Source organism: Acinetobacter sp. ANC 4648 (assembly GCF_002135345.1).
Classification (GTDB): domain Bacteria; phylum Pseudomonadota; class Gammaproteobacteria; order Pseudomonadales; family Moraxellaceae; genus Acinetobacter.
On record NZ_NEGI01000002.1, the window covers coordinates 52202 to 76052 of the forward strand.

Consider the following 23851-nt stretch of genomic DNA (forward strand, 5'->3'; position numbering starts at 1 on the left):
GTGCTATTCAACCGCTTAATGCAAGAGGATTCAATGTCTATTATGAAATCATTCTTATAATTTGCAGATATTTCGTCCAAGTCAGCTTGATATTTTCATGTAAACCTGTATACCTTTAAACTTTCTACTGCTCTTTAGTTTCGGATTTCACCTGTGACCCAAAAACACGATCAAATTGCAACAAACACATTATCTGATACAACGACGACAACAACGAACTTCGAAAAAATTAGAAAACCATTTCCATCGGTATTTGAGCAACCTGATATTCAAATTACCTTAGTTCAGACTGCACTTAAGCCTGAACAGCTATCGCACGTCCCGAACACCAGCTCAATGCCCACATCAACTAAAAAAATTAAACCACTAAACAATTTTTTAGGACAAGATCGTGCCAAAGCATCTGTTGAAGCTGGCATTGCTTTACCTTATTCAGGCTATAACATCTTTGCCGTGGGTACCGCTGGTTTAGGCAAACGCACTATGATTAAGCGTTTACTTATGCAACACGCTAAAAGTATGCCAACGCCAAATGATTGGGTCTATGTCAACAACTTTCAACATGCACGTCAGCCGATCGCACTAGAATTCCCTGCGGGGCAAGGTAGTAAATTTGAAACCTTACTTCATCAGACTTGGCAAACTATTTTAAAACAACTTGAACGTCGTTTTAGTGCTGAAACCTATCATAATCGGATTGAGCGGATTCGCCAAGCAACCGGTGATGAGCAACAACAAGTTTTAGTGGAACTGACCAAAGAAGGTGCAGAACTTGACCTAAAACTGATTAATCGTGATGACGAGCATTGTTTTATTCCCGTTTATTTCAAAGATGATAAAATTCAAGAACTGACTCAGCAGCAACTAAATGCGTTAAGCAGTAAAGAACGTGCTGAAATTACAGCCAATATTCGCTATATGGATAAAAAACTACAGCGTTTAGGTTTGCAACTCGGTGACTTAGAAGATGAAGCCCGAGACCAAGTATCTGAGTTAAATCGTGATATCGCCAAACAAGTGGTGCTTCCACGTTTTGAAATTATTTTGAATAAATTTGGAGCAATACACGGGCTCGAACAATATCTCAAGTTATATGCCGAAGATATTATTAATAATGTGGAAACGATTCTAGATCAGGAAGGTGATGAATTTTCCTCTGCTTTATTTGATCGTATCCCCTCTCGTTACCAAGCCAATGTTGTAATTCATAACAAACCCAATACGGGTGCTCCTGTTATTTTTGAAGATTTCCCCACGCATTACAACTTGCTGGGGCATGTCGAGCAACTCACGCAAAATGGTACCATTACCACAGATTTCACTTTAATTCGTCCAGGTTCTTTACATCAAGCCAATGGTGGCTTCTTAATTTTAGAAGCAGAACAATTGCTAGAACAACCTTATGCATGGCAAGGTTTAAAGCGCGCGTTGAAAGCAGGTCAATTAAAACTCTCCTCTTTGGAACATATGCTCACTTTAACTGGCAGCATTTCCATTGAACCTGCCTCTATTCCATTGAATTTAAAAGTGGTATTACTAGCCGAGCCTGAAATCTATTATGAAATTTTAGAAGTCGAGCCTGAGCTGGGCAGTGTGTTTAAAATTCGTGCCGATTTTACCGATACATTGCAACGTAATGACGAAAATGAACAAGCTTACATGCAATTGATTGCTGATTATGTGCAACAAGACAAATTACTACCTTTTGATCGCTCTGCTCTGTCTGCACTACTCACCGACTCCAGTCGTCAAGCTGAAGATCAAAGCTCACTGTCACTCCATGCATTAACCCTCGGTGATTTAATCCGCGAGTCACATCATCACGCTGCGCAGTCAGGTGAAAAAATGGTGACTGCATTCCATATCAATACTGCACTGAAACATCGTCAATATCGTCTCGGTTATTTACGCGAGCTGTATTGGCAAGATTTGTCACGTGGCACACAATTGATTGAAACGCGTGGCCATCGTCTAGGACAAATCAATGCACTTTCAGTCATTCAATATGCAGATGTAGAATTTGGTTTACCCTCGCGCTTAACCGCATCTGTATATCAAGGCGGTGGCGATATTTTAGATATTGAACGCAGCGTTGAATTGGGTGGATCTTTGCATGCCAAAGGTGTGTTATTGATGTCCAGTTTCCTAAAAGCACATTTTGGTCGTGAACAAATTCTGCATTTTTCTGCGGCACTGGCGTTTGAACAAAGCTATGGGCAAGTGGATGGTGACAGTGCCACAGTGGCCGAATTGTCGGCATTAATTTCAGCCATTTGTCAGATTCCAATTGATCAGTCTTGGGCTATTACCGGTTCGATGAACCAACTTGGTCAAGTACAACCGATTGGTGGTGTGAATGCCAAAATTGAAGGCTTCTTCGATGCGTGTAAATTGCAAGGCTTAACTGGTAAACAAGGAGCAATCATTCCACGTCAAAATATGCAGCATTTAATGATTCGACAAGATGTGATGGATGCTGTCGCGAGTGGTCAATTCCATATTCATGCCATTGATACCATTGATCAAGCTTTAGAAATTTTAATGGCTCGCCCAGTAGGAACCTTAAATAAGAAAGGTCGCTATAGCAAAGGCTCCATTTATGAAGCAGTGATGGAACAACTTGAATACTGGCAAGCCATCGAAGATGGTGCTGGCCTAACTGAAAAGCCAAAGAAAAAGAAAAAAAAGAAGAAATCTAAAAAAATTGAGAAATTAGCATCACTTGTTGAAGAAAAAATTGAAGCTGTGTCATCACAAGATGCAATAGTGAGCCTAAAATCGTCTAACGATCGTAACTAATCCTCAATCATAAAAAAGCACCTATATTAGGTGCTTTTTTAATATCTTCAGCTTTAAATTAAGCTTCTGCTGCAGGACTATATTGTTCTACTAATGGTTTTAACTCACCATTTTGGAACATTTCTGACATAATGTCACTACCACCGATCAACTCACCATTGATCCACAATTGCGGAAATGTCGGCCAATTTGCAATTTGTGGCAAAATAGCACGGATATCTTGGTTTTCCAAAATATTGACATAAGCAAATGGACGACCAATTTGGCTAAGTGCTTCAACTGCTCGTGCAGAAAAACCACATTGTGGAAATTGTGGAGTACCCTTCATATAAAGAAGTACTGCATGTTTAGCAATTTGATCGCGAATTAACGCTTCTGTATCACGCGCTTGTTCAGTCATTGATTAAATCCTCAACTCATCTGCCTGCATTATACCTAAAACCACAATAAAGAATACTTCTTCAAAATTATTTCCAATTTAATTTGTATTAAGGCTTTAAATATCTAGCAGATTTTGCTTATATAAACTTTTATTTTCCACCTAGCAGATAAGAGTTAGTTATGAATAACATCACCCTCGCTCCGGTACAACCTGATCAACCCTCTCATTTGATGCCTGTATTTGGTCGTCAACCGATCAGCTTTGTTCGCGGTCGAGGCTCTTATCTTTACACAGAAAATGGTACTGAATATTTAGATGCGCTCACAGGTATTGCTGTTTGTGGCCTAGGTCATGCACATCCTGTCATTGCGGAAGCTATTGCAGAACAAGCTGCAACACTCATTCATACTAGTAATATTTATGAAATTCCTTGGCAAACTGCTGCCGCACAAAAACTTGCTGAAGTTGCAGGTATGGAAGAAATTTTCTTTTCCAATAGTGGTGCAGAATCAAATGAAGGTGCTATTAAAATTGCCCGTAAATTTGGTTTCTTACAAGGGATAGCTCATCCGAAAATTATTGTTGCAGATCGTTCATTCCATGGTCGTACCATGGCGACGCTTGCAGCTACAGGAAATAAAAAGATTCAAGAAGGCTTTGGCCCTTTAGTTGAAGGATTTATTCGTGTGCCGTTTGGAGATATTCAAGCCATTGAAGAAGCCGCACTTCATCATCCTGACATCGTCGCTATTTTAGTCGAACCGATTCAAGGCGAAGGTGGTGTAAATACAGCACCTCAAGGCTTTAGCTATCTAGAAGAAATTCGTCAGATTTGCAATCAACACAATTGGTTAATGATGTTGGATGAAGTACAAACGGGTAATGGTCGTACAGGCAAATACTTTGCGTATCAACACACTAATATTATTCCTGATGTCTTAACCACAGCCAAAGGCCTAGGCAATGGCTTCCCAATTGGTGCAGTCATGACTCAGGGTCGTGGCGTAGGTGTACTCACTGCGGGTAACCATGGTTCCACTTATAGTGGTACTGCTTTAGGTTCACGTGTGGTTTACACCGTCCTTGATTTAATGCAAAAAGAAAATATTGTGGCCAATGCTGCAGAAATTGGCGCCTATTTAGTTGAACAGTTCCGTACTCAACTTGTAAATCAGAATGTCATTGTTCGTGGTTTTGGCATGATGATTGGCATTGAACTACCTAAGGCATGTGCGGAATTGGTAGAGATCGCACGCGACGAATATCATCTCATTATTAATGTAACTTCAGGCAATGTAGTTCGTTTACTCCCTGCTCTAAATATGACACATGAACAAGCAGATGATTTACTCAAACGCTTAGTCCCTGCGATTAAGAACTTTCTTGCTGCATAAATAAAGTCACAAAAAAGCCGCTGATTCAGCGGCTTTTTTGATTGCATTTTAAAGGGCTAAAAAACAAACTTAAGATGCTTCTTGATAAACTCGTCCGCCAGGTAACTGACTAAAATACTGTTTTAAAGCATCTAAACAACGATGAATTTTCATCGGCTGTTGTTCGCGTTTTAATGTCATCGCGTTCAAAGTAAAGGCTGGTAATTTCCATTCAGGTAGTACTTCAACTAAAGAACCATTCATCAATTCTTTTTGTACATCTAAATAAAGAATACGGGCGATACCATGTCCATTTTGGCATAGTGATTTTGCAACAAATACATTATTTGTTTGCAAACGGGTTTTCATCTCTAAATTAACAACTTCACCTGTCGCACCATGCTGAAAGCTAAAATGCTGAAAGTTTTTCATAATATTCACTGGGACTAAATCATGATGCATTAAGTCTTCAGGACGTGAAATGGGCGAAGTCTGATTTAAATAACTTGGTGAGGCCACTAAAACTTGATCTACACGCGCGAGTAGCATAGAGCTTAAGTGATTTGAATCTTCAATTTTTGCACACATTCGAATTGCAATATCAATACGTTCTTGAATTAAATCAATAAACTGATTATCAGCTTCAAAATGTACCATCAAACCTCGATGTGCAGACATCCAATGTGATAAAGCAGGAACAACATGCGTTGCCCCTAACTCTGGGGTGGTTGCAATCCGTAATTCACCGACTAAATCATCTCTCAACTCATTAATTCGGATTTTTCCACGTTCTGCCGCGGCAAGCATTTCTTGACAGCTATGGAAAAAAGCTTGTCCAGCCTCAGTCAAACTCAATTTTCGTGTCGAACGATGCAGAAGCGTAACTTCCATTTCGTTTTCTAATGAACGAACTTGTTGACTCACTGCACTAGTCGTAATGCCTAAATCTCGTGCGGCACCACTAAACGAGCTCTTTTCAACAACGCAAGCAAAAACACCCATTGCTCGAAGTTGATCTAACATAAATTTCCCTCTGAAATTATGAGCTACTTCTCTGTTTTTTAATAAAAGCAACTCTTTGTATTATACGAAGAAATTTACATTTTGCATCAAAAATATTTAATTCATTGGTAAAATATTTGTTGGGTTAATCGGTTTACCCTCTAAGCGTACTTGAAACTCCAACATCACACGGTTTGCGCCCGATGATCCCATCTCTGCAATTTTCTGCCCTGCACTAACATTTTCACCACTTTTAACTAACATTTTGCTGTTATGTGCATACGCAGTGATATAACCACCAATGTGTTTCACTAAAACTAGATTCCCATACTCTTTCAAACCATCTGCGGCATAAACCACTTGACCATCAGCAGCAGCAAAAATAGGATCACCTTGGTTTCCACCAAAACGTATTCCTTTAATATTATTTGCTAAATTATAGTTATCAATCACAGTACCATTCGAAGGCTTAACCCAACGTAATTTTGTCGATTGTACCGCTGTTATAGGTGCAGTTGGTTTAACAACTGGGGCGATAGAATTGGTTTGATTGCTTGGAAGATTAATACTTTGTTTTTGAATCTTCGGTTCATTATTACTCAAGGCTTGTGTGGTCGAACGATTGTTTTGCATACTGCCAGATTTTTTTAGCCGAAGAGACTGATTAACATAAATACGATAAGGCTCAGCAATGTCATTCATTTCAGCCACACTGGTATAACTCAATCCATATCGTGTCGCAATTCCACTCAAAGTATCTCCAGAACGAACTGTATAATATTCAGGCGCATTGGCATAGCGAACCGTATTATGAATTTGTGGTTTCGATGCACAACCAGTAAATACCAAAATTGAAGTCACTGTGACAGACATTAAAGCGATGTTTATCCATATCTTAGACATTTTTTTAACGTACTGCGGTTGAGCCAAAAGCATTGATTTCCCTCTCATATCTAAAATTAATCGTCAAATTAGCTTAAGACTATCAAAAAAGTATGAAGATTCCCTGTGAAATTATACTTTTTCACAAACTTATAACATTTTGAGTCGACTAGTCGAGGTTTTGCAGCATTTGAGTCTGTAAGCTGGCCAAGATAGCGTAATTGGTCGCATCCATTTGGATGGGTGTAATACTCACAAAACCATTGGCAATAGCAAAAAAATCAGATTGAATATGCATTAAATTCTTTTTGGGATCTGTTATCGCCTCCCCTGCAAGGCCAATCCAATACACTTGGCGACCGCGCGGATCAACATGACTACTGATGGGTTTAGATTGAATCCTTCGTCCTTGATAGGTAATTTGCGCACCTTGAATTTCAGCTACATCGGGAATATTAATATTTAAAATATGACGAGGCGGTAATTGCGGAAGACCCTTTGCAATAAAATCATGTACCCATTGCGCCGCTTGTGCATATTCTTCAGGGCGTTCATAAGAGCGTACATTACTTCCCGCTAATGATACAGCAATAGCTGCTTGTTTCATTAAGCGCCCTTCAAATGCAGCTCCAACCGTACCCGAATACAGAACATCATCGCCTAAATTTGCACCATTATTAATACCACTCACTACCAGATCAAATTCAATATCGAATAATCCATTCATTGACAAATAAACGCAGTCCGCAGGTGTACCATTGACTGCCCACATATCAGGTGCGACTTGAATAGGTCTAAGTGGTCGATCTAAAGTCAAAGCACTCGAAAAACCACTCCTTTCACTTTCAGGTGCAACAATAACTACACGACCTAAAGGACGTAAAGCTTTAGCTAGGGCTTGGAGGCCGGGTGCAAATACACCATCATCATTGGAAATTAAAATATTCACATTAATTCTCGTTAAGTAATAAAATGACTAATGAGTTATTTTATTTTAAGTTATTGAATAATTATATATAGTTAGCTCGCTAAAATTATATCAAATTTGTGGGGAAATCATGTTTACTCGTTCACTTAATCGCTTTTTATGTTTAAGTCTATTTGTTTTATCTACTCATTCTGCCTTTGCCGAAAGCTTAACAACTGCAGAATCTGATGAATTAATTAAAGAAGATGTTGCAGCAACACAAGTTTTAGCCACAGTTTGCCCAAAAATTATGGGGAAAAATGCAATTTTTGAAAAAAAAGCACAACAATTAAGTGAGTCTTATTTGAAAAATATGTCAGTAAAAAATATGACACTAGCTCAATTAGCTCAAGATACTGAATATCAGGCCATTTTAGCAGCAGCACAAGCAGATGCTATCGAAGTGGGTCAAGATGAACAAAAATCAGTTTGTGGTGAAATGTTAGAAATCGAAAGCTAATTTCTCTGTATCTTTTGTATTTTCAATATATTGCCCTATGCTCCAATTTAAGTATTTATAATAAATGGTATAGGGTCAATATCCACAGCACTTCAATAAATCAACATCTTCAATACATTTATCTCTTTTTTTCACATCAAAATTGTTTAATCTATGCCAATCATAAAGTTTAATTTTGAGGTTTTTCATGCTTTCCAAACTATTCAATACGACATCAAAATTGTGTGCTTTAGGAATTGTAGCAGCTTCATTCACCTTGTTACCGCATGCTTATGCAGCAGAACAAAAAACCGAAGAACATGCTGAAAATATTGAAGTAACACAACAACAAGTGACCTCTGAAGAACTTGCTGCAATTTTTGTACTATCCGAAATTTGCCCTGCTTTAGTCGAAAAAAATAAAGCTTTTGATCAAGGTTATGCCAACTTACTCAAAGAATATCTACCTCAAGAAAAAAATCCTGCAACCTCAATAACTAAGTTAAGTAAGCAAGCCAGTTTTCAAAAAGCATTAAAAGAAGCGCGTGATGATGCAAAAAATGCAGGCGATACAGAAAATACTGAAGTTTGCAAAGATGTCTTAAATTACAACGCTTAAAATGAAATTAGTTACAATAAGTCTGCAATAAGCCGGTTTCACATATAGAAGTCGGCTTTGCTTTACCCTAAAATGCAAAGCTATTTTAGTGCTTACATAAGATTGGAACTACCTAGAATGACCCGAAAAAGCGCCATTGCTGCATTATTAGTCCTACCTTCATTTTCTTATGCAGCAACTGTCTTATCTACTCCACCAGAACTGAATAATAAATCTTATGTTTTGATGGACTATGAAACAGGGCAAGTCCTCGCAGCAAAAAATGAAAATGAAAAATTAGCCCCTGCGTCTATGACTAAAATGATGACCAGCTTCATCATTGAACAAAAATTATTAAAAGGCGAACTCACCGAAAATGAAAAGGTGCGCATGAATGAGTCAGCGTGGTGTAGAGGCAGCAGTACCGAATCGTGCATGTATGTTCCTTTAAATGGCACTGCAACTGTGCTTGAAATGCTCCGCGGTATTATTATCCAATCTGGAAATGATGCATCTAAAGCGATGGCTGAGCATATTTCTGGAAATGAGGGTTCATTTGCGTATGAAATGAACCAAGAAGCTAAAAAAATTGGAATGACCAATACGCATTTTATTAATGCAACGGGTATGCCAGCAGAAGGTCATTATTCAACTGCAAAAGACATGGCAACACTTGCTAAACATATTATTCATGACAGTTCAAAATATTACCCAATTTATTCCGAAAAAGAATTTACCTTTAACGGCATTAAACAAGGGAACCGTAACGCACTTTTATATACAGATCCAAGCGTTGATGGTTTAAAAACAGGTCATACTGACGAAGCTGGCTACTGTTTAACAACATCTGCTAAACGTGGCCCATTGCGTTTAATTTCTGTTATTTTTGGTGCACCATCAATGAATGAGCGTGCTAATCAAACACGTTCCTTATTGGCTTGGGGTTATTCAAACTTTGAAACTGTTAGCGTAAAACCTGCAAACCAACCTCTTGCTAAAGCAAAAGTATATTTTGGCAAAACCAATGAAGTACAAATCGGCTTAGCTGAAAACTTCAATGTCACCATGCCTAAAGGTCAGGCAGATGCGATTAAAACGCAAATCACAGTTCAACCAAACTTGAATGCACCATTACAACAAGGTCAAGTAGTTGGTAAATTGACTGCAACTTTAGATGGTAAAGTCATTGCTGAAAAGCCACTTGTAGCCTTAAAAGCAGTTGAGGAAGCTGGTTTCTTCTCTCGTATGATTGACCATATTAAAATGTTTTTTAGCAACTTATTTTAATTAATACGTTCTAAGCATTAGACGAAAGCATCCATTTGTTAAATTTGGATGCTTTTTCTTTTATAATCGTTTCAACTATAAATAGTTAGACATGGAATACGTCAATGAAAAAGAACATTCGTCCTTATTTAGAGCATCATCCTAAAATTGACTCCACGTGTTATATCGATGAGCTCTCAGTCATTATTGGTGAAGTATCTCTAGCTGAGAATGTATCGGTTTGGCCATTTGCCGTGATCCGTGGTGATGTCAATCATATTCGAATTGGAAAAAATTCAAATATTCAAGATCACTGTATGTTGCATGTTAGTCACAAAAATGATGCTAAACCCAATGGATCACCACTAATTATTGGTGAAGATGTCACCATTGGTCATCATGTGACTTTACATGGCTGTACCATTGGTAATCGTGTCTTAATTGGTATCAAAACTATAGTTTTGGATGATGTGATTATTGAAGATGAGGTCATGATTGGTGCTGGTAGTTTAGTTCCACCGCGTAAGCGTTTGGAAAGTGGATATTTATATGTCGGTAGTCCTGTACAGAAAGTCCGCCCTTTAACCGATAAAGAAAAAGAGTTTTTGCCTTATTCAGCAAGACATTATGTGAAGGTCGCAAATAACTATATTGACCAATTCAATAATTAGTTTTTAATCTCAAAAAATTAACTAGACATTTTTATTGGTCAGAATGCCAATACTTTGATAACTACTACTGTATAAAATAAAAAATTTGATGGGAAATTCTCTTATCGCATGAATCACTTTAAAGGTAAGGTTCAATATTTCTCATTGCACGTGCAACATAATCTTCCTTTTCCCCAACAGGAGCAACATAATCTATAGCATTTTTAGCTGCTTCTATACCTTCTAAACGAGCAATTACCCATGTTGCAAGATAAATTGATGATAAGCACCCACCAGCTGTCGCGATATTATTTTTTGCATAAAAAGGCTGATTCAACACATCAACTCCAGCCTCTAAAACCCATGGCTTTGTAGTTATGTCAGTGCAGGCTGGAATATTATCTAATAAACCTAGTTTTGATAAAATCAATGTCCCTGAGCATTGAGCTCCTATCAATTGGCGTGAAGGATCAAGCTTTAAGCGACTCATTAATTCTTTATCTGCTGCAATATCTCGTGTCTTCATTCCACTGCCAATAATGACCGCATCAGCAGTATTAACATCTTCTAAAGAAGAGCTAGATTGGATTACAACACCATTCATTGAACAAACATACTCACTAGGACTTGCAATAGTAACTTTCCAGCTAGGTTTTTTAATTCGGTTTAAAATTCCTAGAGCTATTAAAGAATCCAGTTCGTTATATTGATCAAATGTCAGAATAGTTATGTGCATCGTGGTAATTCCTAGAGCTTTATTTGATAGAGGTTTATTAAATTAACTTACAAATTATGGCTTATATAAAGTTATTTTTATTTCTTTAAAAATAAATTACTCATATTGTTACTTCCAATAGGCTTAGGCTTTTTTAGTAAATGACCATATTTCACGCTTATTGTTGAATCGAAACTCTACAAAAATTAATGAACTAATATTAATATTTTAAATAAAATAAACAAGCATATTATAATTAAAGTCATTTTAAATAAACTGTTCATTACTTGCCAAAAACTCTCTTAAATTAATATTTTCCTAATCATTCCATATTTTATGAAAAACTATATTATTAACCTTACTTCTTTTCAAAGCTCGAAAGAATAAGCCAATCGGCATAGCCACCGTGCCCTAAATTTTGTAGAATACAACTTTACTCCCACGGTGTTGCTGAATGACCACTTGGACTCCCCACGTTACTGTCGCAACGGTTGTTGAAAAAGACGGAAAATTTCTGTTTGTAGAAGAACATACAGAAGGCGTTACACATACCGTATTTAATCAACCTGCGGGGCATGTAGAAGCTGGCGAAACCATTATTCAAGCAGCGATTCGTGAAACTATGGAAGAAACAGGCCATGCTGTAGAGATAGATTCTTTATTGGGAATCTATACCTATACACCACCAATGTTTCCAGATCGTACTTATTTCAGATTTTGCTTTTTAGCGCATGTACTTGAGTATTTTCCAGAAGCTCAGTTAGACACAGGAATCATCGGCCCTGCGTGGATGACCTTAGAAGAACTGCTAGAATCTGCCCGTGCACGTAGCCCATTGGTGATTAAAGCTGTACAAGATGCGCTTTCTGGTCAAAAATATCCTTTATCGCTCGTTTATGAGCACCAAAATTCTCCTTTAATTTCAAATTTGGATGCCTAATCCTATGCAACAACGTGTCATCGTCGGTATGTCTGGTGGTGTAGATTCTTCTGTTTCTGCAGCACTCCTCCTTCAACAGGGATATCAAGTTGAAGGACTTTTCATGAAAAACTGGGAAGAAGATGACGGTACGGAATATTGCACGGCAATGGATGATCTGGCTGATGCACAAGCAGTCTGCGATAAAATTGGGATTAAATTACATACTGCCAACTTTGCCATGGAATATTGGGATCGTGTCTTTGAACATTTCCTCGCAGAATATGCCGCAGGTCGTACGCCTAATCCAGATATTCTATGTAATAAAGAAATTAAATTTCGTGCATTCTTAGACCATGCAGTTAATTTAGGTGCAGATTTTATTGCGACTGGACATTATTGTCGTCGTGGTGAAACGATGACCAATTCTAAAGGTGATCAATACGCTCCTTTACTGCGTGGCGTAGACCAAAACAAAGACCAAACGTATTTTTTACATGCGGTACATGGTCGTGAAATTAATCAAACATTGTTCCCTGTTGGTGAAATTGAAAAACCAGAAGTCCGCAGAATTGCAGAAGAACTTGGTTTAGCCACAGCCAAGAAAAAAGACTCTACAGGTATTTGTTTTATTGGTGAACGTCGTTTCAATGATTTCCTTAAACAATATTTACCCGCTCAACCCGGTAAAATTGTCCTAGATACAGGAAAAGAGGTTGGTGAACATCACGGCTTAATGTACTATACGCTCGGTCAGCGTGGTGGTATTGGCTTAGGTGGAATTAAAGATGTTGCTGAAGGCGCATGGTTTGTTCTGCATAAAGATATCGAAGGAAATCGTCTGGTTGTCGGTCAAGGTCATGAACATCCATTAATGCTCAGTACGACATTATGGAGTGAAAGCATTGACTGGGTTGCAGGAGAACAAGAAATTCCTGCAATAGGTTTCCTGTGCACAGCTAAAACTCGATATCGCCAACCCGATCAAGCGTGTACAATTTTTAAAGATGATGCTACACCGAATGGTGTGCGTGTTGAATTTGATGAGCCACAACGAGCAGTCACACCGGGTCAAAGTGTGGTATTCTATGTGGGTGAAATGTGTTTAGGTGGTGGTGTGATTCACCATACCAATGCACCAAAACCAGACTTTATTGATTAAAGTTTAAAAATTGTTTAAAGGAATTTAGGCATGGTTGAGTTACCCTTTCAACAGCCTCGTACTTTGAATCAACGCCAAAATCGTGCGTTGGCATTAGCAGCTGTGTTCCAAGCAACGCAGCTCACACATATGAATGCCATGTCGGGACGACAAAGCATTGGTGAAAGCGGTAGCTTTTATTTTGAGCAATTGATTAAAGCCAGTTTAAATATTCGCCCTGCTGACAATACATCAAATCAAACTTTAGATTTTTTTAGTCAGCTGGCCGATATTTCCTTAGGCTTAAAAACCCTCGAAAGTAGCATTACCCAACCCTTCACACCCTCACCAAAATCTCGAATTCCTAAAATGGCCAATGCAAAATTGCCCATGACCTATGCAATGGCTTTATTATCCTTAGAAAAAAAAGTATATAGTCAGCCCCACTGTGTAGAAATTATTGAAAAATCTCAACAGAAAATCCTAAAACAGCTATCGTTCTTTGATAATAACTATCTACATCCCAGTATTATTGCCAACTTAGCACAAGCCTATGTAGACACTGCAGGGCAAATTAATCCCCGTATTTTAGTTCGTGGTAATGCAGAGGCTTTTAAAGATGCCTCACATACCAACCGAATTCGCGCTTGCTTATTTACTGGCTTACAAATGGCGCATTTATGGCGTCAATTGGGCGGTAGCTCATGGAATATGATTTTCAGTAAGCGTAAGTTACTTCAAGATATTCAAGATCTGGCTCGGTTACAGTATCAGGTGGTTTAAATCTGATTTGTAGCAAGCTTTTTTGTTTCGGTTTAATTCCAAAATTCAAGGAATCTATATGAACGCTTTAACCGCACTTTCTCCATTAGATGGACGTTATGCGAGCAAATGTGATGCTCTACGCCCTTTTCTCTCTGAGTTTGGTTTAATCCATGCTCGTGTGACTGTTGAAGTGCGTTGGTTACAAGCGCTTGCGAATCGTCCTGAAATTACTGAAGTTCCTGCTTTCAGTACAGAAACCAATGCTGCTTTAGATGCAATTGTTACAGACTTCTCTGAAGATGATGCTAACCGTATTAAAGAGATTGAACGTACCACCAATCATGACGTGAAAGCAGTTGAATATTTTCTTAAAGAAAAAATTGCACCGATTGCTGAATTAAAAGATGCAGGTGAATTTATTCACTTTGCATGTACATCTGAAGATATTAACAACTTATCTCACGCTTTAATGTTGAAAAATGGCCGTGATGTTCTAGTTGAATCTATGCAGAAACTGATTGATGCCATTGTGGCACTTGCTGAACAACATGCTGAACAACCAATGTTGTCTCGTACCCATGGTCAAACGGCGAGCCCAACGACTTTGGGTAAAGAAATGGCAAACGTGGCATATCGCCTTGCACGCCAAATCAAGCAATTCAACAATGTTGAACTTTTGGGTAAAATCAATGGCGCTGTAGGTAACTACAACGCACATTATTCTGCTTACCCAGACATCAATTGGCCTGCACATTCACAAGCATTTGTTGAATCTTTAGGTTTAGATTTCAATCCGTACACCACTCAAATTGAACCACATGATTACATGGCGGAACTTTTTGATGCATTACGTCGTTTCAATACCATTTTGATCGACTTTAATCGCGATGTTTGGGGCTATATCTCTTTAGGTTTCTTCAAACAACGTTTAAAAGATGGTGAAGTTGGTTCTTCAACCATGCCACATAAAGTCAATCCAATTGATTTTGAAAACTCTGAAGGTAACTTAGGCCTTGCTAATGCAGTATTGGCACATCTAGGCGAAAAATTACCGATCTCGCGCTGGCAGCGTGACTTAACCGACTCAACTGTACTTCGCAACATGGGTGTTGGTTTTGCACAAAGCTTAATCGCTTTTGATGCATGCTTAAAAGGTGTGGGCAAACTTGAGTTGAATGCAGCACGTATCAATGATGATTTAGACAATGCTCAAGAAGTATTGGCTGAACCAATTCAAACCGTTATGCGTCGTTATAATGTTGAAAAACCGTACGAAAAATTAAAAGCCCTAACCCGTGGTCAAGCAATGACACGTGACATGATGGTTGATTTTGTCAATGGCAATGAACTTTCGGCAGTTCCTGCTACTGACCGTGCTCGTTTAGCTGAAATGACGCCTGCAACCTATACTGGTAATGCAGCTGATCAAGCGAAACAAATTAAAGATTTAATTGCGAAAATTTAATCTTCACCTAGTGATGTAGTAAATTTTAAAATGCGGAGCTTTAGCTTCGCATTTTTTATGCTTTTTAATTACAATGCCTGAAATATAATTACAGATCAAAATGCAATGATTTATTATAAATTGACTTTAAAACATTGGCTTTTACTCGCCATTTTAGGGCTTGCAATTATTCTTGCAAGTATCCACCCACTGGAAATGGAGTCTTATTTATTACATCAGGTTGGTACATTACTGATGCTCATTGCCTTATTCTTTTGTCAAAAAAAGGTAGGGTTAAGCTACACAACATTTCTATGCTATATTTTATTTCTTCTAATTCATGTCTCTGCTGCACACTATTTATACTCCTATGTCCCGTATAATGATTGGATCAAATCAGTCTTCCATTTTGATTTAAACCAAGCAATGGGATGGTCACGCAATATGTACGATCGCTTGGTACATTTTGTCTACGGCTTATTTCTCTATCCTTTTTTCTATCGTTTATTCCAAGTCTATTTACCGACATTAAAGCCCAAAATATTATTTATTTTGGTGATTCAATTTGTCATGGCGAGCAGTTTATTTTATGAATGGATTGAATGGTGGATTGCGATTGCTCTGTCACCCGAACAAGCAGAAAACTACAATGGCCAACAAGGTGATGTTTGGGATGCCCATCAAGACATGCTTTTGGCAACCATAGGCGCAATCATGGCTGGACTCATTCAACTACTCAACACACAGAAGCCAAGCCAGTTAGATTAATCTAAACTTTGGATTATTTTGTACATTGCTATTCATTTAATTTTGTCATGCTAAATTGCGACTATGCCAGAATCAATCATGACAAAATTACATATTTCAATTATGCTTAAATTAAAATCATTAAATAATTTAAGCATATGAACCACTCACATCATATAGAACCACATTATATTCATCGCACGGGATGGTTACGTGCCTCTGTACTTGGCGCGAATGATGGGATTATCTCTGTCACCAGTTTAGTCATGGGCATGGCTGCAAGTGGAGCCTCTACCCATACGCTGCTTATTGCTTGTATTGCTGGTTTGATTTCGGGTGCAACCTCGATGGCTGCAGGTGAGTATATTTCTGTTAAATCTCAAGTAGATATTGAGAAAGCGGATTTAAAATTTGAAGCTAAGGAATTAGAAAAAAATCCACATTTAGAACTCAAAGAACTCACTCAAATCTATATTCACAGAGGATTAAGTCCTGAGCTTGCACATGAAGTCGCGGTACAACTTACTGAAAAAGATGCACTAGAAGCCCATGCCCGTGATGAAATTGGAATTAATGAAATAACAGCAGCAAAACCAGTTCAAGCTGCATTCTCATCGGCCATCTCATTTTCAGCTGGCGCACTTTTCCCAATGATTTCAATTCTGATTAGTCCAGACCAATATTTGAAAATGACAGTTTTAATTGTAGGTATTTTTTCATTAGCTGGATTAGGGGCATTGTCGAGTTATTATGCGGGAACATCGTTGGCCAAAGGAAGTTTAAGAGTGACCGTTTGGGGCATTATCGCAATGGCTTTTTCTAGTTGGATTGGTTCATTATTCCAAGTTAGTCCTCTTTAATGCAATTAATATATATGCTCTTATATTCTAAAAAATTTGGTTTAATTGTTCCCTATAGAGTAAAAATATTACCTAAATAACTAAATCAAAATATTTTTTAGATGTTTAATCTGAATAAAGGTAACAACTGTTTAAGTTTTAAAATCTACAATTACTGAAACTTTTCGCTTCTATATTTCTAGAATAAATAATGAATATTATTTGCTTGTTTGCAACTGCATGGCTACTTTATAGCAACAAGAAGGAATCGCCTTATGACTTTACTAGATCGATTACAGATTAAACATCCTATTTTTTTAGCACCAATGGCGGGTGTATCTACACCAGAACTTGCAGCCGAAGTTACGAATCAAGGTGGACTCGGTTCCTTAGGTATCGGTGCGAGTTCAATTGAATCAGCCCGAGCACAAATTTTAAAAACAAAACAACTGACGGATGGCTCTTTTCAACTCAACTTTTTTTGCCATACACCAGCCAAATTAAACATTAGTGAAAATAATGCATGGATTCAGTATATTACTCCTCATTTTGAAAAGTTTGGAGCTACACCTCCAAGTGAATTAAAATGTATTTATCCAAGTTTTTTAGATGATGATGAGTTTCTTCATTTAGTGTTAGAAACTCAACCGAAGGCTGTAAGTTTCCATTTCGGTATTCCAAATGAGTATCAAATTCAACAACTCAAAGATGCAGATATTATCACCATGGTTTCCGCTACTAATTTAGCTGAAGCACTGGCCATTGAAGTTGCTGGTATTGATATTATTATTGCACAAGGAATTGAAGCAGGTGGACATCGCGGTATCTTCAATCAAACATTTGATGGCGCAATTAAAACAGAAAATTTGGTTCAATTGATCAAACAACATTGCTCATTACCCATCGTTGCTGCAGGTGGGATTATGAATGGTCAACAGGCAAATTCAATGCTGAAGTTTGGTGCAGAAGCCGTACAATTGGGTACTGCATTCGTACAATGTAAAACCTCTAGTGCCAATGCAGCTTATCGACAAGCGCTATTTAGCCATCCATTAACACAAATTACGGCCAGTATTTCAGGACGTCCTGCACGTGGTCTAATTAATGATTGGCATACTCAGGTTGATTTACCCAACCGCCCACAAGTTGCAGCCTATCCTTATGCATATGATTTAGCTAAACAATTAAATACATTAGCACTCAAAAGTGGTGATATTGGGTATGGTGCATTCTGGGCAGGTAGTAATGTTGCACAGATTAGAGAATTAGAAGCCGCTGATTTAATTAATCAGTTAGTTTTAGAAATGAACCAATATTAATCTGAAGGACCTGATTTCAAAATTTAAATCAGGTCCTTTGGTTATTTTTGATGATGAACTCTACTCTGCTCAGCCAACATATAGACCAAATCTAATTCTGGACAGTCATAACCCAAAGCTGTCAGTGCTGCCGTAATTTGACCACGATGATGGGTTCCATGATTAAACACATGCATTAATGTCGCTGTAAATGGTAAGCACAATTCTTCTCCATTAACGCGCCTATAACTTAAATTCCCAATAAGTTGCTTATCTGTTAAAGCATGAATAAAATCAATCCAATGCTGCGACTTTGTAATTAGCTGCTCTAAACATAAAAAACACTCAGTTTCTATACTGGTCGATAATGCGATTGTTGGTGAAATTCCTGCTGTAAAACGTGGATACCATAAATAATGCTCTCCCAAGAGAAGATGATTTAAAGTTCCAAAAATACTTTTAAAAAATAAACCGCTATCACGATATAAATCCTCATCATTAACGGTTTTAAGATGCTGTGCTAATCGTTTAGTGGCCCAAATATTATATTGCGCCATAAGTAATAATTGTTCTTTACACATCATATGACCATTTTTATGAAAGATATTGAATTAATTAAATATATACCATTTAAGTCTATTCTTTAATCAAACATTCAATATCTGAAATTAAAAAAGCCGATACTTTTGAGTATCGGCTTTTTTGCTAAAAAAAAATCGACTTAAAAACGGTTATCTTTAAACATCGGTAAAGCAGTATTGTGTTTAATCACTTCATTCACCAATTTATTCATCGCAGCTGGAATAAAGGCATCTGCCATTTGTGCAGCCTGCAAACCCAATTTTTCACCTAATGTAGGTTTACGGCGTGTTTGAATCACATACACATCATGCTGTGCTAACAATGCCAAAATATATTCATCTGAGGTTTGTAATTTGTCTACCAAGTTTAAATCAAGTGCATCTTGACCATACCAATGCTCACCTGTTGCCACTTTTTCAATATTTAGTTGCGGACGATACTTTTCAACAAAATGCTTAAATAAATTATGCGTTTGTTGTAGCTCTTCTTCAAATTTCGCTTTACCTTCAGCAGTATTTTCACCAAACATCGTCACAGTACGTTTGAACTCACCTGCAGTATACAATTCAAAGTCAACATGGTGCTCTTTTAACAAACGATTAAAGTTTGGAACTTGAGCGACTACACCAATTGAACCCACAATCGCAAATGGTGCAGAAATAATTTCACTGGCAATACACGCCATCATATAACCACCACTTGCAGCAACTTTGTCAACACAAATGGTTAAATGGAATCCTGCATCACGTAAACGAACCAATTGTGCAGCAGCCAGACCATAACCATGCACCATACCACCTGGACTTTCCAAACGAACGACTACACGATCACGCCCTGCTTTTGCGGTTGCTAAAATAAGCGTAATTTCCTCACGAATATTCTCTACTGCTGAGGCCTGAACATCACCTTTAAAATCTAATACATAAATTTTTTGATTGGTTTTCTTGCGGCTACGTGCTTCTTTACTGAATTGTTGTGTTAACTGTAAAAGTTCAAATTTAGATGCTGTAGTTTGTGCAATTTTTTTTCTTTGTTCATTCATTCGTGCATTCAAATGGCTCACACAAATTTCGGCAGGAACTTTAGGTAAGTGAAATAGCATAAAGGGATCAAACTCATATATTCGTATTTATAGCTTTAAGATGTGGGCTTTAGTGTAAAAATTCAATAGCGCAACTGTATTTTCTTCAGGCAAAATATACACAAGAATTCTGATTCCTAAAGCATAAAAAAGAGCCATAAGGCTCTTTTTTAAAACATAATCTAATATTAACCAAAACGCCCAGTAATATATGCTTCTGTTAATTGATGATCTGGCTGCGTAAAGACTTTTTCAGTTGAATTGACTTCAATCAAATCGCCTAAATGAAAATAAGCGGTACGATCAGAGACTCGTGCTGCCTGTTGCATAGAGTGTGTGACAATCGCAATGGTGTACTGATGTGAAAGTTCAGAAATCAACTCTTCTACTTTGGCCGTTGCAATAGGATCCAGTGCCGAACAAGGCTCATCCATCAAGATGACTTCAGGACTCACCGCAATGGTTCGTGCGATACAAAGACGTTGTTGCTGACCACCTGAAAGCCCTGTACCGGGTTGATTCAAACGATCTTTCACTTCATCCCACAGACCCGCTTTACGTAAACTGTTCTCTACAATTTCTTCTAGGTCGTATTTATCACGTGCTAATCCATGTAGTTTCGGACCATATGCTACATTATCAAAAATAGATTTTGGGAATGGATTGGGTTTTTGAAATACCATACCCACTTGTGCACGAAGTAAGACCACATCTAAATCTGGATCATAGATATCTTGATTATCTAAACAAACTTTACCGGTCACACGACAACTATCAATGGTGTCATTCATTCGGTTTAAGGTTCGCAAAAAGGTCGACTTACCACAGCCAGATGGCCCAATGAATGCAATCACTTCATTTTCATAAATTTGAAGATCAATACCTTTAATCGCTTCTGCTTCGCCATAATAAACATGAACATCTTCAGCACTGAGCTTTACCGTGCTATTTTTTTCTTTTTTCGCTGGTGATGATTCAAACTGAGAAACAAAAGAAGTAGCTTGACGCTTTTGTTCTGTACCTGTTGAAGTAAATTGAGCATGTTCTGAATTCACGGTTTTATCCTGTTCTAAGGAATTTTTAATTTCTGTCGTATTCATCTATTCTGTCCTATTCTACCAACGAACTTCAAATTTCTTACGTACCCAAATTGCAAAGCTATTTAAGCTCACCATAAGTGCGAGTAATACAATAATTGCAGCAGCTGTACGTCCTTCAAAGAAGTTACGTAATTCATTGCCTTGCCATAAGTAAACTTGGACGGGTAAAGCTGTAGATTGATCTAAAGGTGATAATGGAATATTGGCAACAAATGCGCTCATACCAATCAATAGTAAGGGTGCAGTTTCACCTAACGCATGCGCAACACCAATAATAGAACCAGTCATAATTCCAGGTAATGCTAAAGGCAAGACATGATGGAAAACTGTTTGAATCCGTGATGCACCTATTCCCAAAGCAGCTTGGCGAATAGATGGTGGTACTGCTTTTAATGATGCACGAGTGGTAATAATCACTGTGGGTAACGTCATTAAGCTAAGCACTAAACCACCCACCAATGGCGCAGAAATAGGTAAATGCATCCAGCCAATAAAGATTGCTGCCCCCAACAAACCAAATACGATCGAAGGGACTGCTGCTAGATTATTAATATTGACTTCAATAATATCGGTAATGAAATTTTTAGGTGCAAATTCTTCAAGATAAATCGCACTCGCCACCCCTAATGGGATAGAAATGAAGATGACGATGAGCATCATAAATAACGAGCCCATAAATGCCCCTGCCAAACCAGCTGTAGCAGGCGAACTTCGTGAGTCTGGATTCGTGAAGAGTTGCGTATTGAACGTACGTTGAATAATTCCCTTAGCTGCGAGTTCATCAGAAAGCTGGCGTATTTCAGGACTGAGCTGTTGCTGTTCATCTGGAAGTGAACGATCAATATTACCAGCTAACCAGACATCAATATTGGCATCTGTTAAAAAGTTTAATTCTACAGTTTTTCCAATTAACGCTGGATCTTTAAAGACCATATCTCGAATTCGATACGCTTCTGAGCTGGTATATAAGCTACTTAATTCATCACGATGAGTAGCTAGCGCTGGATCTTTGGCAATTAAACCATTGGCGATTAAGGCGTCCCAATCCACCATACCCATTTTAGTTTGCCACTCAATATACCGTTCTTGAAAGTGTGCTGGAGACTCCCCCACTTTTTGGACTGGTCGAGGACCGGCATCGATTACCGTAGGATCAAAATAAACGGGAACTGTCATACTCGCTTGCCAAAATGCAGGAAGACCTTTATATAAGATGCTACCAAATAACAAAATAACGAAAGCCAGTCCAATAATCACCGAAGAGAAGCCCAGCCAACGGAAGGTATTTTCTTTTCGATGCCTTTTAGATAATGAACTTGCAATTTTAGCTTTACGCTTTTCACGTAGTTCCGCTGCTGCACGAGGATCAAATACATTTTGATCCACTGAAGGTGTATTTGATCTACTCATTCGTATTGCTCACGATATTTACGCACAATATAAAGTGCAACAATATTAAGACACAGGGTAATCACAAACAGGGTCAAACCAAGTGCAAATGCAACCAAGGCTTGTGGACTAGCAAAATCTGTATCACCTGTTAATTGTTTCACAATGGTCACAGTGACTGTGGATACGGCTTCAAATGGATTGACATGCAATAATGGGCTATTCCCTGCCGCAAGCACCACAATCATGGTTTCTCCGACTGCACGAGACACAGCCAATAAAAATGCGCCAGTAATTCCTGGCAATGCGGCTGGCAATACCACTTGACGAATCGTTTCAGATTTTGTTGCACCTAGACCTAAAGAACCATCACGTAACGAACGCGGTACTTGAGTAATGATGTCATCCGAGAGAGATGAAACGAAAGGAATAATCATAATTCCCATAGCAAAACCAGCGGTTAAAGCACTCGTCGCATTAATTTCTAGACCAACAGCTTCACCCATTGACTTAAACACAGGGCCAATCACCATCAGTGCAAAAACACCATAAACAATAGTCGGAATACCCGCGAGTGTTTCAATGGCAGGTTTTGCCCAAGATCTGAATTTTGGCGAGGCATATTCAGCCAAATAAATTGCAATCATTAAGCCCAATGGTACGGCAACCAATAACGCGATGCCGCTGACCATTAATGTTCCCCACAACAATGGCAATAGACCATAGCTACCTTCTGCATTGCCTGACGTACTAAAGCCAGGATTCCATTCAGTACCAAAGAAAAAGTCGACTGGAGAAACGAAATGGAAAAAATGTACAGCTTCTTTAAACATCGACATAACGATACCAATCGTCGTCAGAATCGCAACCCCAGAACATAAAATCAAAATAATATTGATGGTACGCTCGACTTGATTACGTGCACGATATTTTTGGCTGACTCTTTTTTTCGCCCAAATTAAGCCTAACATTGCAGTACAAATGACCACGGCAAATTTTGCTAATTCACCTACTTTTTCAAACTTAGCCAAATGTTCTGCTGCTACAACTTCATAAGCTGCGGGAGTATCACTCACCCCAAAACCCGAAGCAATTGCTTTAATTCGGTCAACCAATACATCTATACCAGCAACATCTAAATTGGCTGTAATATTTGCCGGCACATTTTGTAAAATTAAATATTGTAAAACATTTGGTTCAACTAAATTCCAAATCATTAAAATCAAGAAAGCAGGGATACCACACCACAATGCCACCAAAGCACCATAATAGCCTGGTCGCGAATGTAATGTCGCTGAGTTATTCCCCTTACCTGCTAGGCTTCGGCTTTTACGTAATCCGATTTGATATGCGATAGCCACCAGTGCTAATAACACGCCAATGAGTAGCAGATTCATGTATTCTCCACTGTTCTTTCAACTCTAATTATTTGAAAAAACGCTGTTTAACCAAAAGGCTGATGGTCATTTCTTA

General features: G+C 38.2%; 23 protein-coding genes. 13 read left to right on the forward strand and 10 right to left on the reverse strand.

Translation table 11 applies throughout. The features are described from left to right. Positions 1-153 precede the first annotated feature (153 nt). Positions 154-2799, forward strand: coding sequence for a Lon protease family protein (locus tag B9T27_RS03390; protein ID WP_086205458.1), 2646 nt, complete (start codon positions 154-156; stop codon positions 2797-2799). Between the two features lie 58 nt (positions 2800-2857). Here the strand turns inward: B9T27_RS03390 and grxD are convergent, their stop codons facing one another. Continuing rightward, complete coding sequence (gene grxD, locus B9T27_RS03395) at positions 2858-3199, reverse strand: Grx4 family monothiol glutaredoxin (RefSeq protein WP_086205459.1); 342 nt, start codon at positions 3197-3199, stop codon at positions 2858-2860. A gap of 161 nt (positions 3200-3360) precedes the next feature. On the opposite strand from grxD, the gene B9T27_RS03400 reads away from it, so the two are divergent. Next, a complete protein-coding gene (locus B9T27_RS03400) occupies positions 3361-4575 on the forward strand; it encodes an aspartate aminotransferase family protein (RefSeq protein ID WP_086205460.1) in 1215 nt (404 codons plus the stop codon). Between the two features lie 69 nt (positions 4576-4644). On the opposite strand, the gene B9T27_RS03405 is transcribed toward B9T27_RS03400, so the two are convergent. The 3 genes from B9T27_RS03405 to surE all read right to left on the reverse strand — a co-directional run bounded on the left by B9T27_RS03405 (position 4645) and on the right by surE (position 7387). Further along, complete coding sequence (locus B9T27_RS03405; protein ID WP_086205461.1) at positions 4645-5577, reverse strand: LysR family transcriptional regulator; 933 nt, start codon at positions 5575-5577, stop codon at positions 4645-4647. 96 nt (positions 5578-5673) lie between these two features. Next, the gene (locus B9T27_RS03410) at positions 5674-6492 is read right to left on the reverse strand and encodes a peptidoglycan DD-metalloendopeptidase family protein (protein ID WP_086205462.1); all 819 of its coding nucleotides are present in this window, start codon (positions 6490-6492) and stop codon (positions 5674-5676) included. A gap of 115 nt (positions 6493-6607) precedes the next feature. Then, a complete protein-coding gene (surE, locus tag B9T27_RS03415; protein ID WP_086205463.1) occupies positions 6608-7387 on the reverse strand; it encodes a 5'/3'-nucleotidase SurE in 780 nt (259 codons plus the stop codon). A gap of 109 nt (positions 7388-7496) precedes the next feature. Between surE and B9T27_RS03420 the strand changes: the two genes are divergently transcribed. The 4 genes from B9T27_RS03420 to B9T27_RS03435 all read left to right on the forward strand — a co-directional run bounded on the left by B9T27_RS03420 (position 7497) and on the right by B9T27_RS03435 (position 10379). Next, on the forward strand, positions 7497-7865 hold the full coding sequence (locus B9T27_RS03420) for an MCR_0457 family protein (protein ID WP_086205464.1): 369 nt from the start codon (positions 7497-7499) through the stop codon (positions 7863-7865). Between the two features lie 187 nt (positions 7866-8052). Next, the gene (locus B9T27_RS03425) at positions 8053-8463 is read left to right on the forward strand and encodes an MCR_0457 family protein (protein WP_086205465.1); all 411 of its coding nucleotides are present in this window, start codon (positions 8053-8055) and stop codon (positions 8461-8463) included. A 117-nt stretch (positions 8464-8580) separates the two neighbouring features. Then, positions 8581-9729 carry a D-alanyl-D-alanine carboxypeptidase PBP5/6 gene (gene dacC, locus B9T27_RS03430; RefSeq protein WP_086205466.1) on the forward strand — a complete coding sequence of 383 codons (1149 nt, stop codon included), beginning with the start codon at positions 8581-8583 and terminating at the stop codon, positions 9727-9729. Between the two features lie 104 nt (positions 9730-9833). Next, the gene (locus B9T27_RS03435) at positions 9834-10379 is read left to right on the forward strand and encodes a gamma carbonic anhydrase family protein (RefSeq protein WP_086205467.1); all 546 of its coding nucleotides are present in this window, start codon (positions 9834-9836) and stop codon (positions 10377-10379) included. A 118-nt stretch (positions 10380-10497) separates the two neighbouring features. On the opposite strand, the gene B9T27_RS03440 is transcribed toward B9T27_RS03435, so the two are convergent. Then, the gene (locus B9T27_RS03440) at positions 10498-11094 is read right to left on the reverse strand and encodes a DJ-1/PfpI family protein (protein WP_086205468.1); all 597 of its coding nucleotides are present in this window, start codon (positions 11092-11094) and stop codon (positions 10498-10500) included. 433 nt (positions 11095-11527) lie between these two features. Here B9T27_RS03440 and B9T27_RS03445 point away from each other — a divergent pair, with 433 nt between their 5' ends. The 7 genes from B9T27_RS03445 to B9T27_RS03475 all read left to right on the forward strand — a co-directional run bounded on the left by B9T27_RS03445 (position 11528) and on the right by B9T27_RS03475 (position 18247). Continuing rightward, positions 11528-12013: an NUDIX hydrolase gene (locus B9T27_RS03445; RefSeq protein ID WP_086205469.1), complete on the forward strand. Its 486-nt coding sequence runs from the start codon at positions 11528-11530 to the stop codon at positions 12011-12013. Positions 12014-12017: 4 nt separating this feature from the next. Continuing rightward, positions 12018-13154, forward strand: a complete 1137-nt coding sequence (gene mnmA, locus B9T27_RS03450) for a tRNA 2-thiouridine(34) synthase MnmA (protein WP_086205936.1) — start codon at positions 12018-12020, stop codon at positions 13152-13154. A 30-nt stretch (positions 13155-13184) separates the two neighbouring features. After that, positions 13185-13916 (forward strand): high frequency lysogenization protein HflD, encoded by a 732-nt coding sequence (gene hflD / locus B9T27_RS03455; RefSeq protein WP_086205470.1) that lies wholly within the window; start codon positions 13185-13187, stop codon positions 13914-13916. A gap of 58 nt (positions 13917-13974) precedes the next feature. Further along, positions 13975-15363 carry an adenylosuccinate lyase gene (gene purB / locus B9T27_RS03460; RefSeq protein ID WP_086205471.1) on the forward strand — a complete coding sequence of 463 codons (1389 nt, stop codon included), beginning with the start codon at positions 13975-13977 and terminating at the stop codon, positions 15361-15363. 105 nt (positions 15364-15468) lie between these two features. Beyond that, entirely contained in the window at positions 15469-16110 is a 642-nt protein-coding gene (locus B9T27_RS03465) for a DUF2238 domain-containing protein (RefSeq protein WP_086205472.1), read from the forward strand. Positions 16111-16247: 137 nt separating this feature from the next. After that, positions 16248-16949, forward strand: a complete 702-nt coding sequence (locus B9T27_RS03470; RefSeq protein WP_086205473.1) for a VIT1/CCC1 transporter family protein — start codon at positions 16248-16250, stop codon at positions 16947-16949. 254 nt (positions 16950-17203) lie between these two features. Then, positions 17204-18247: an NAD(P)H-dependent flavin oxidoreductase gene (locus B9T27_RS03475; protein WP_086205474.1), complete on the forward strand. Its 1044-nt coding sequence runs from the start codon at positions 17204-17206 to the stop codon at positions 18245-18247. A 41-nt stretch (positions 18248-18288) separates the two neighbouring features. Here B9T27_RS03475 and B9T27_RS03480 read toward each other — a convergent pair whose 3' ends face one another. The 5 genes from B9T27_RS03480 to pstC form a co-directional block, all read right to left on the reverse strand. Continuing rightward, positions 18289-18807, reverse strand: a complete 519-nt coding sequence (locus B9T27_RS03480; protein WP_086205475.1) for a DinB family protein — start codon at positions 18805-18807, stop codon at positions 18289-18291. Positions 18808-18947: 140 nt separating this feature from the next. Then, positions 18948-19910 carry a protease SohB gene (gene sohB, locus B9T27_RS03485; RefSeq protein ID WP_086205476.1) on the reverse strand — a complete coding sequence of 321 codons (963 nt, stop codon included), beginning with the start codon at positions 19908-19910 and terminating at the stop codon, positions 18948-18950. Between the two features lie 167 nt (positions 19911-20077). Continuing rightward, complete coding sequence (gene pstB, locus B9T27_RS03490; protein WP_086205477.1) at positions 20078-20989, reverse strand: phosphate ABC transporter ATP-binding protein PstB; 912 nt, start codon at positions 20987-20989, stop codon at positions 20078-20080. Between the two features lie 15 nt (positions 20990-21004). Further along, positions 21005-22399, reverse strand: coding sequence for a phosphate ABC transporter permease PstA (gene pstA / locus B9T27_RS03495; protein ID WP_086205478.1), 1395 nt, complete (start codon positions 22397-22399; stop codon positions 21005-21007). Beyond that, positions 22396-23775, reverse strand: coding sequence for a phosphate ABC transporter permease subunit PstC (gene pstC / locus B9T27_RS03500; RefSeq protein WP_086205479.1), 1380 nt, complete (start codon positions 23773-23775; stop codon positions 22396-22398). Before pstC ends, pstA begins: the two co-directional genes overlap by 4 nt. Positions 23776-23851: the final 76 nt, after the last annotated feature.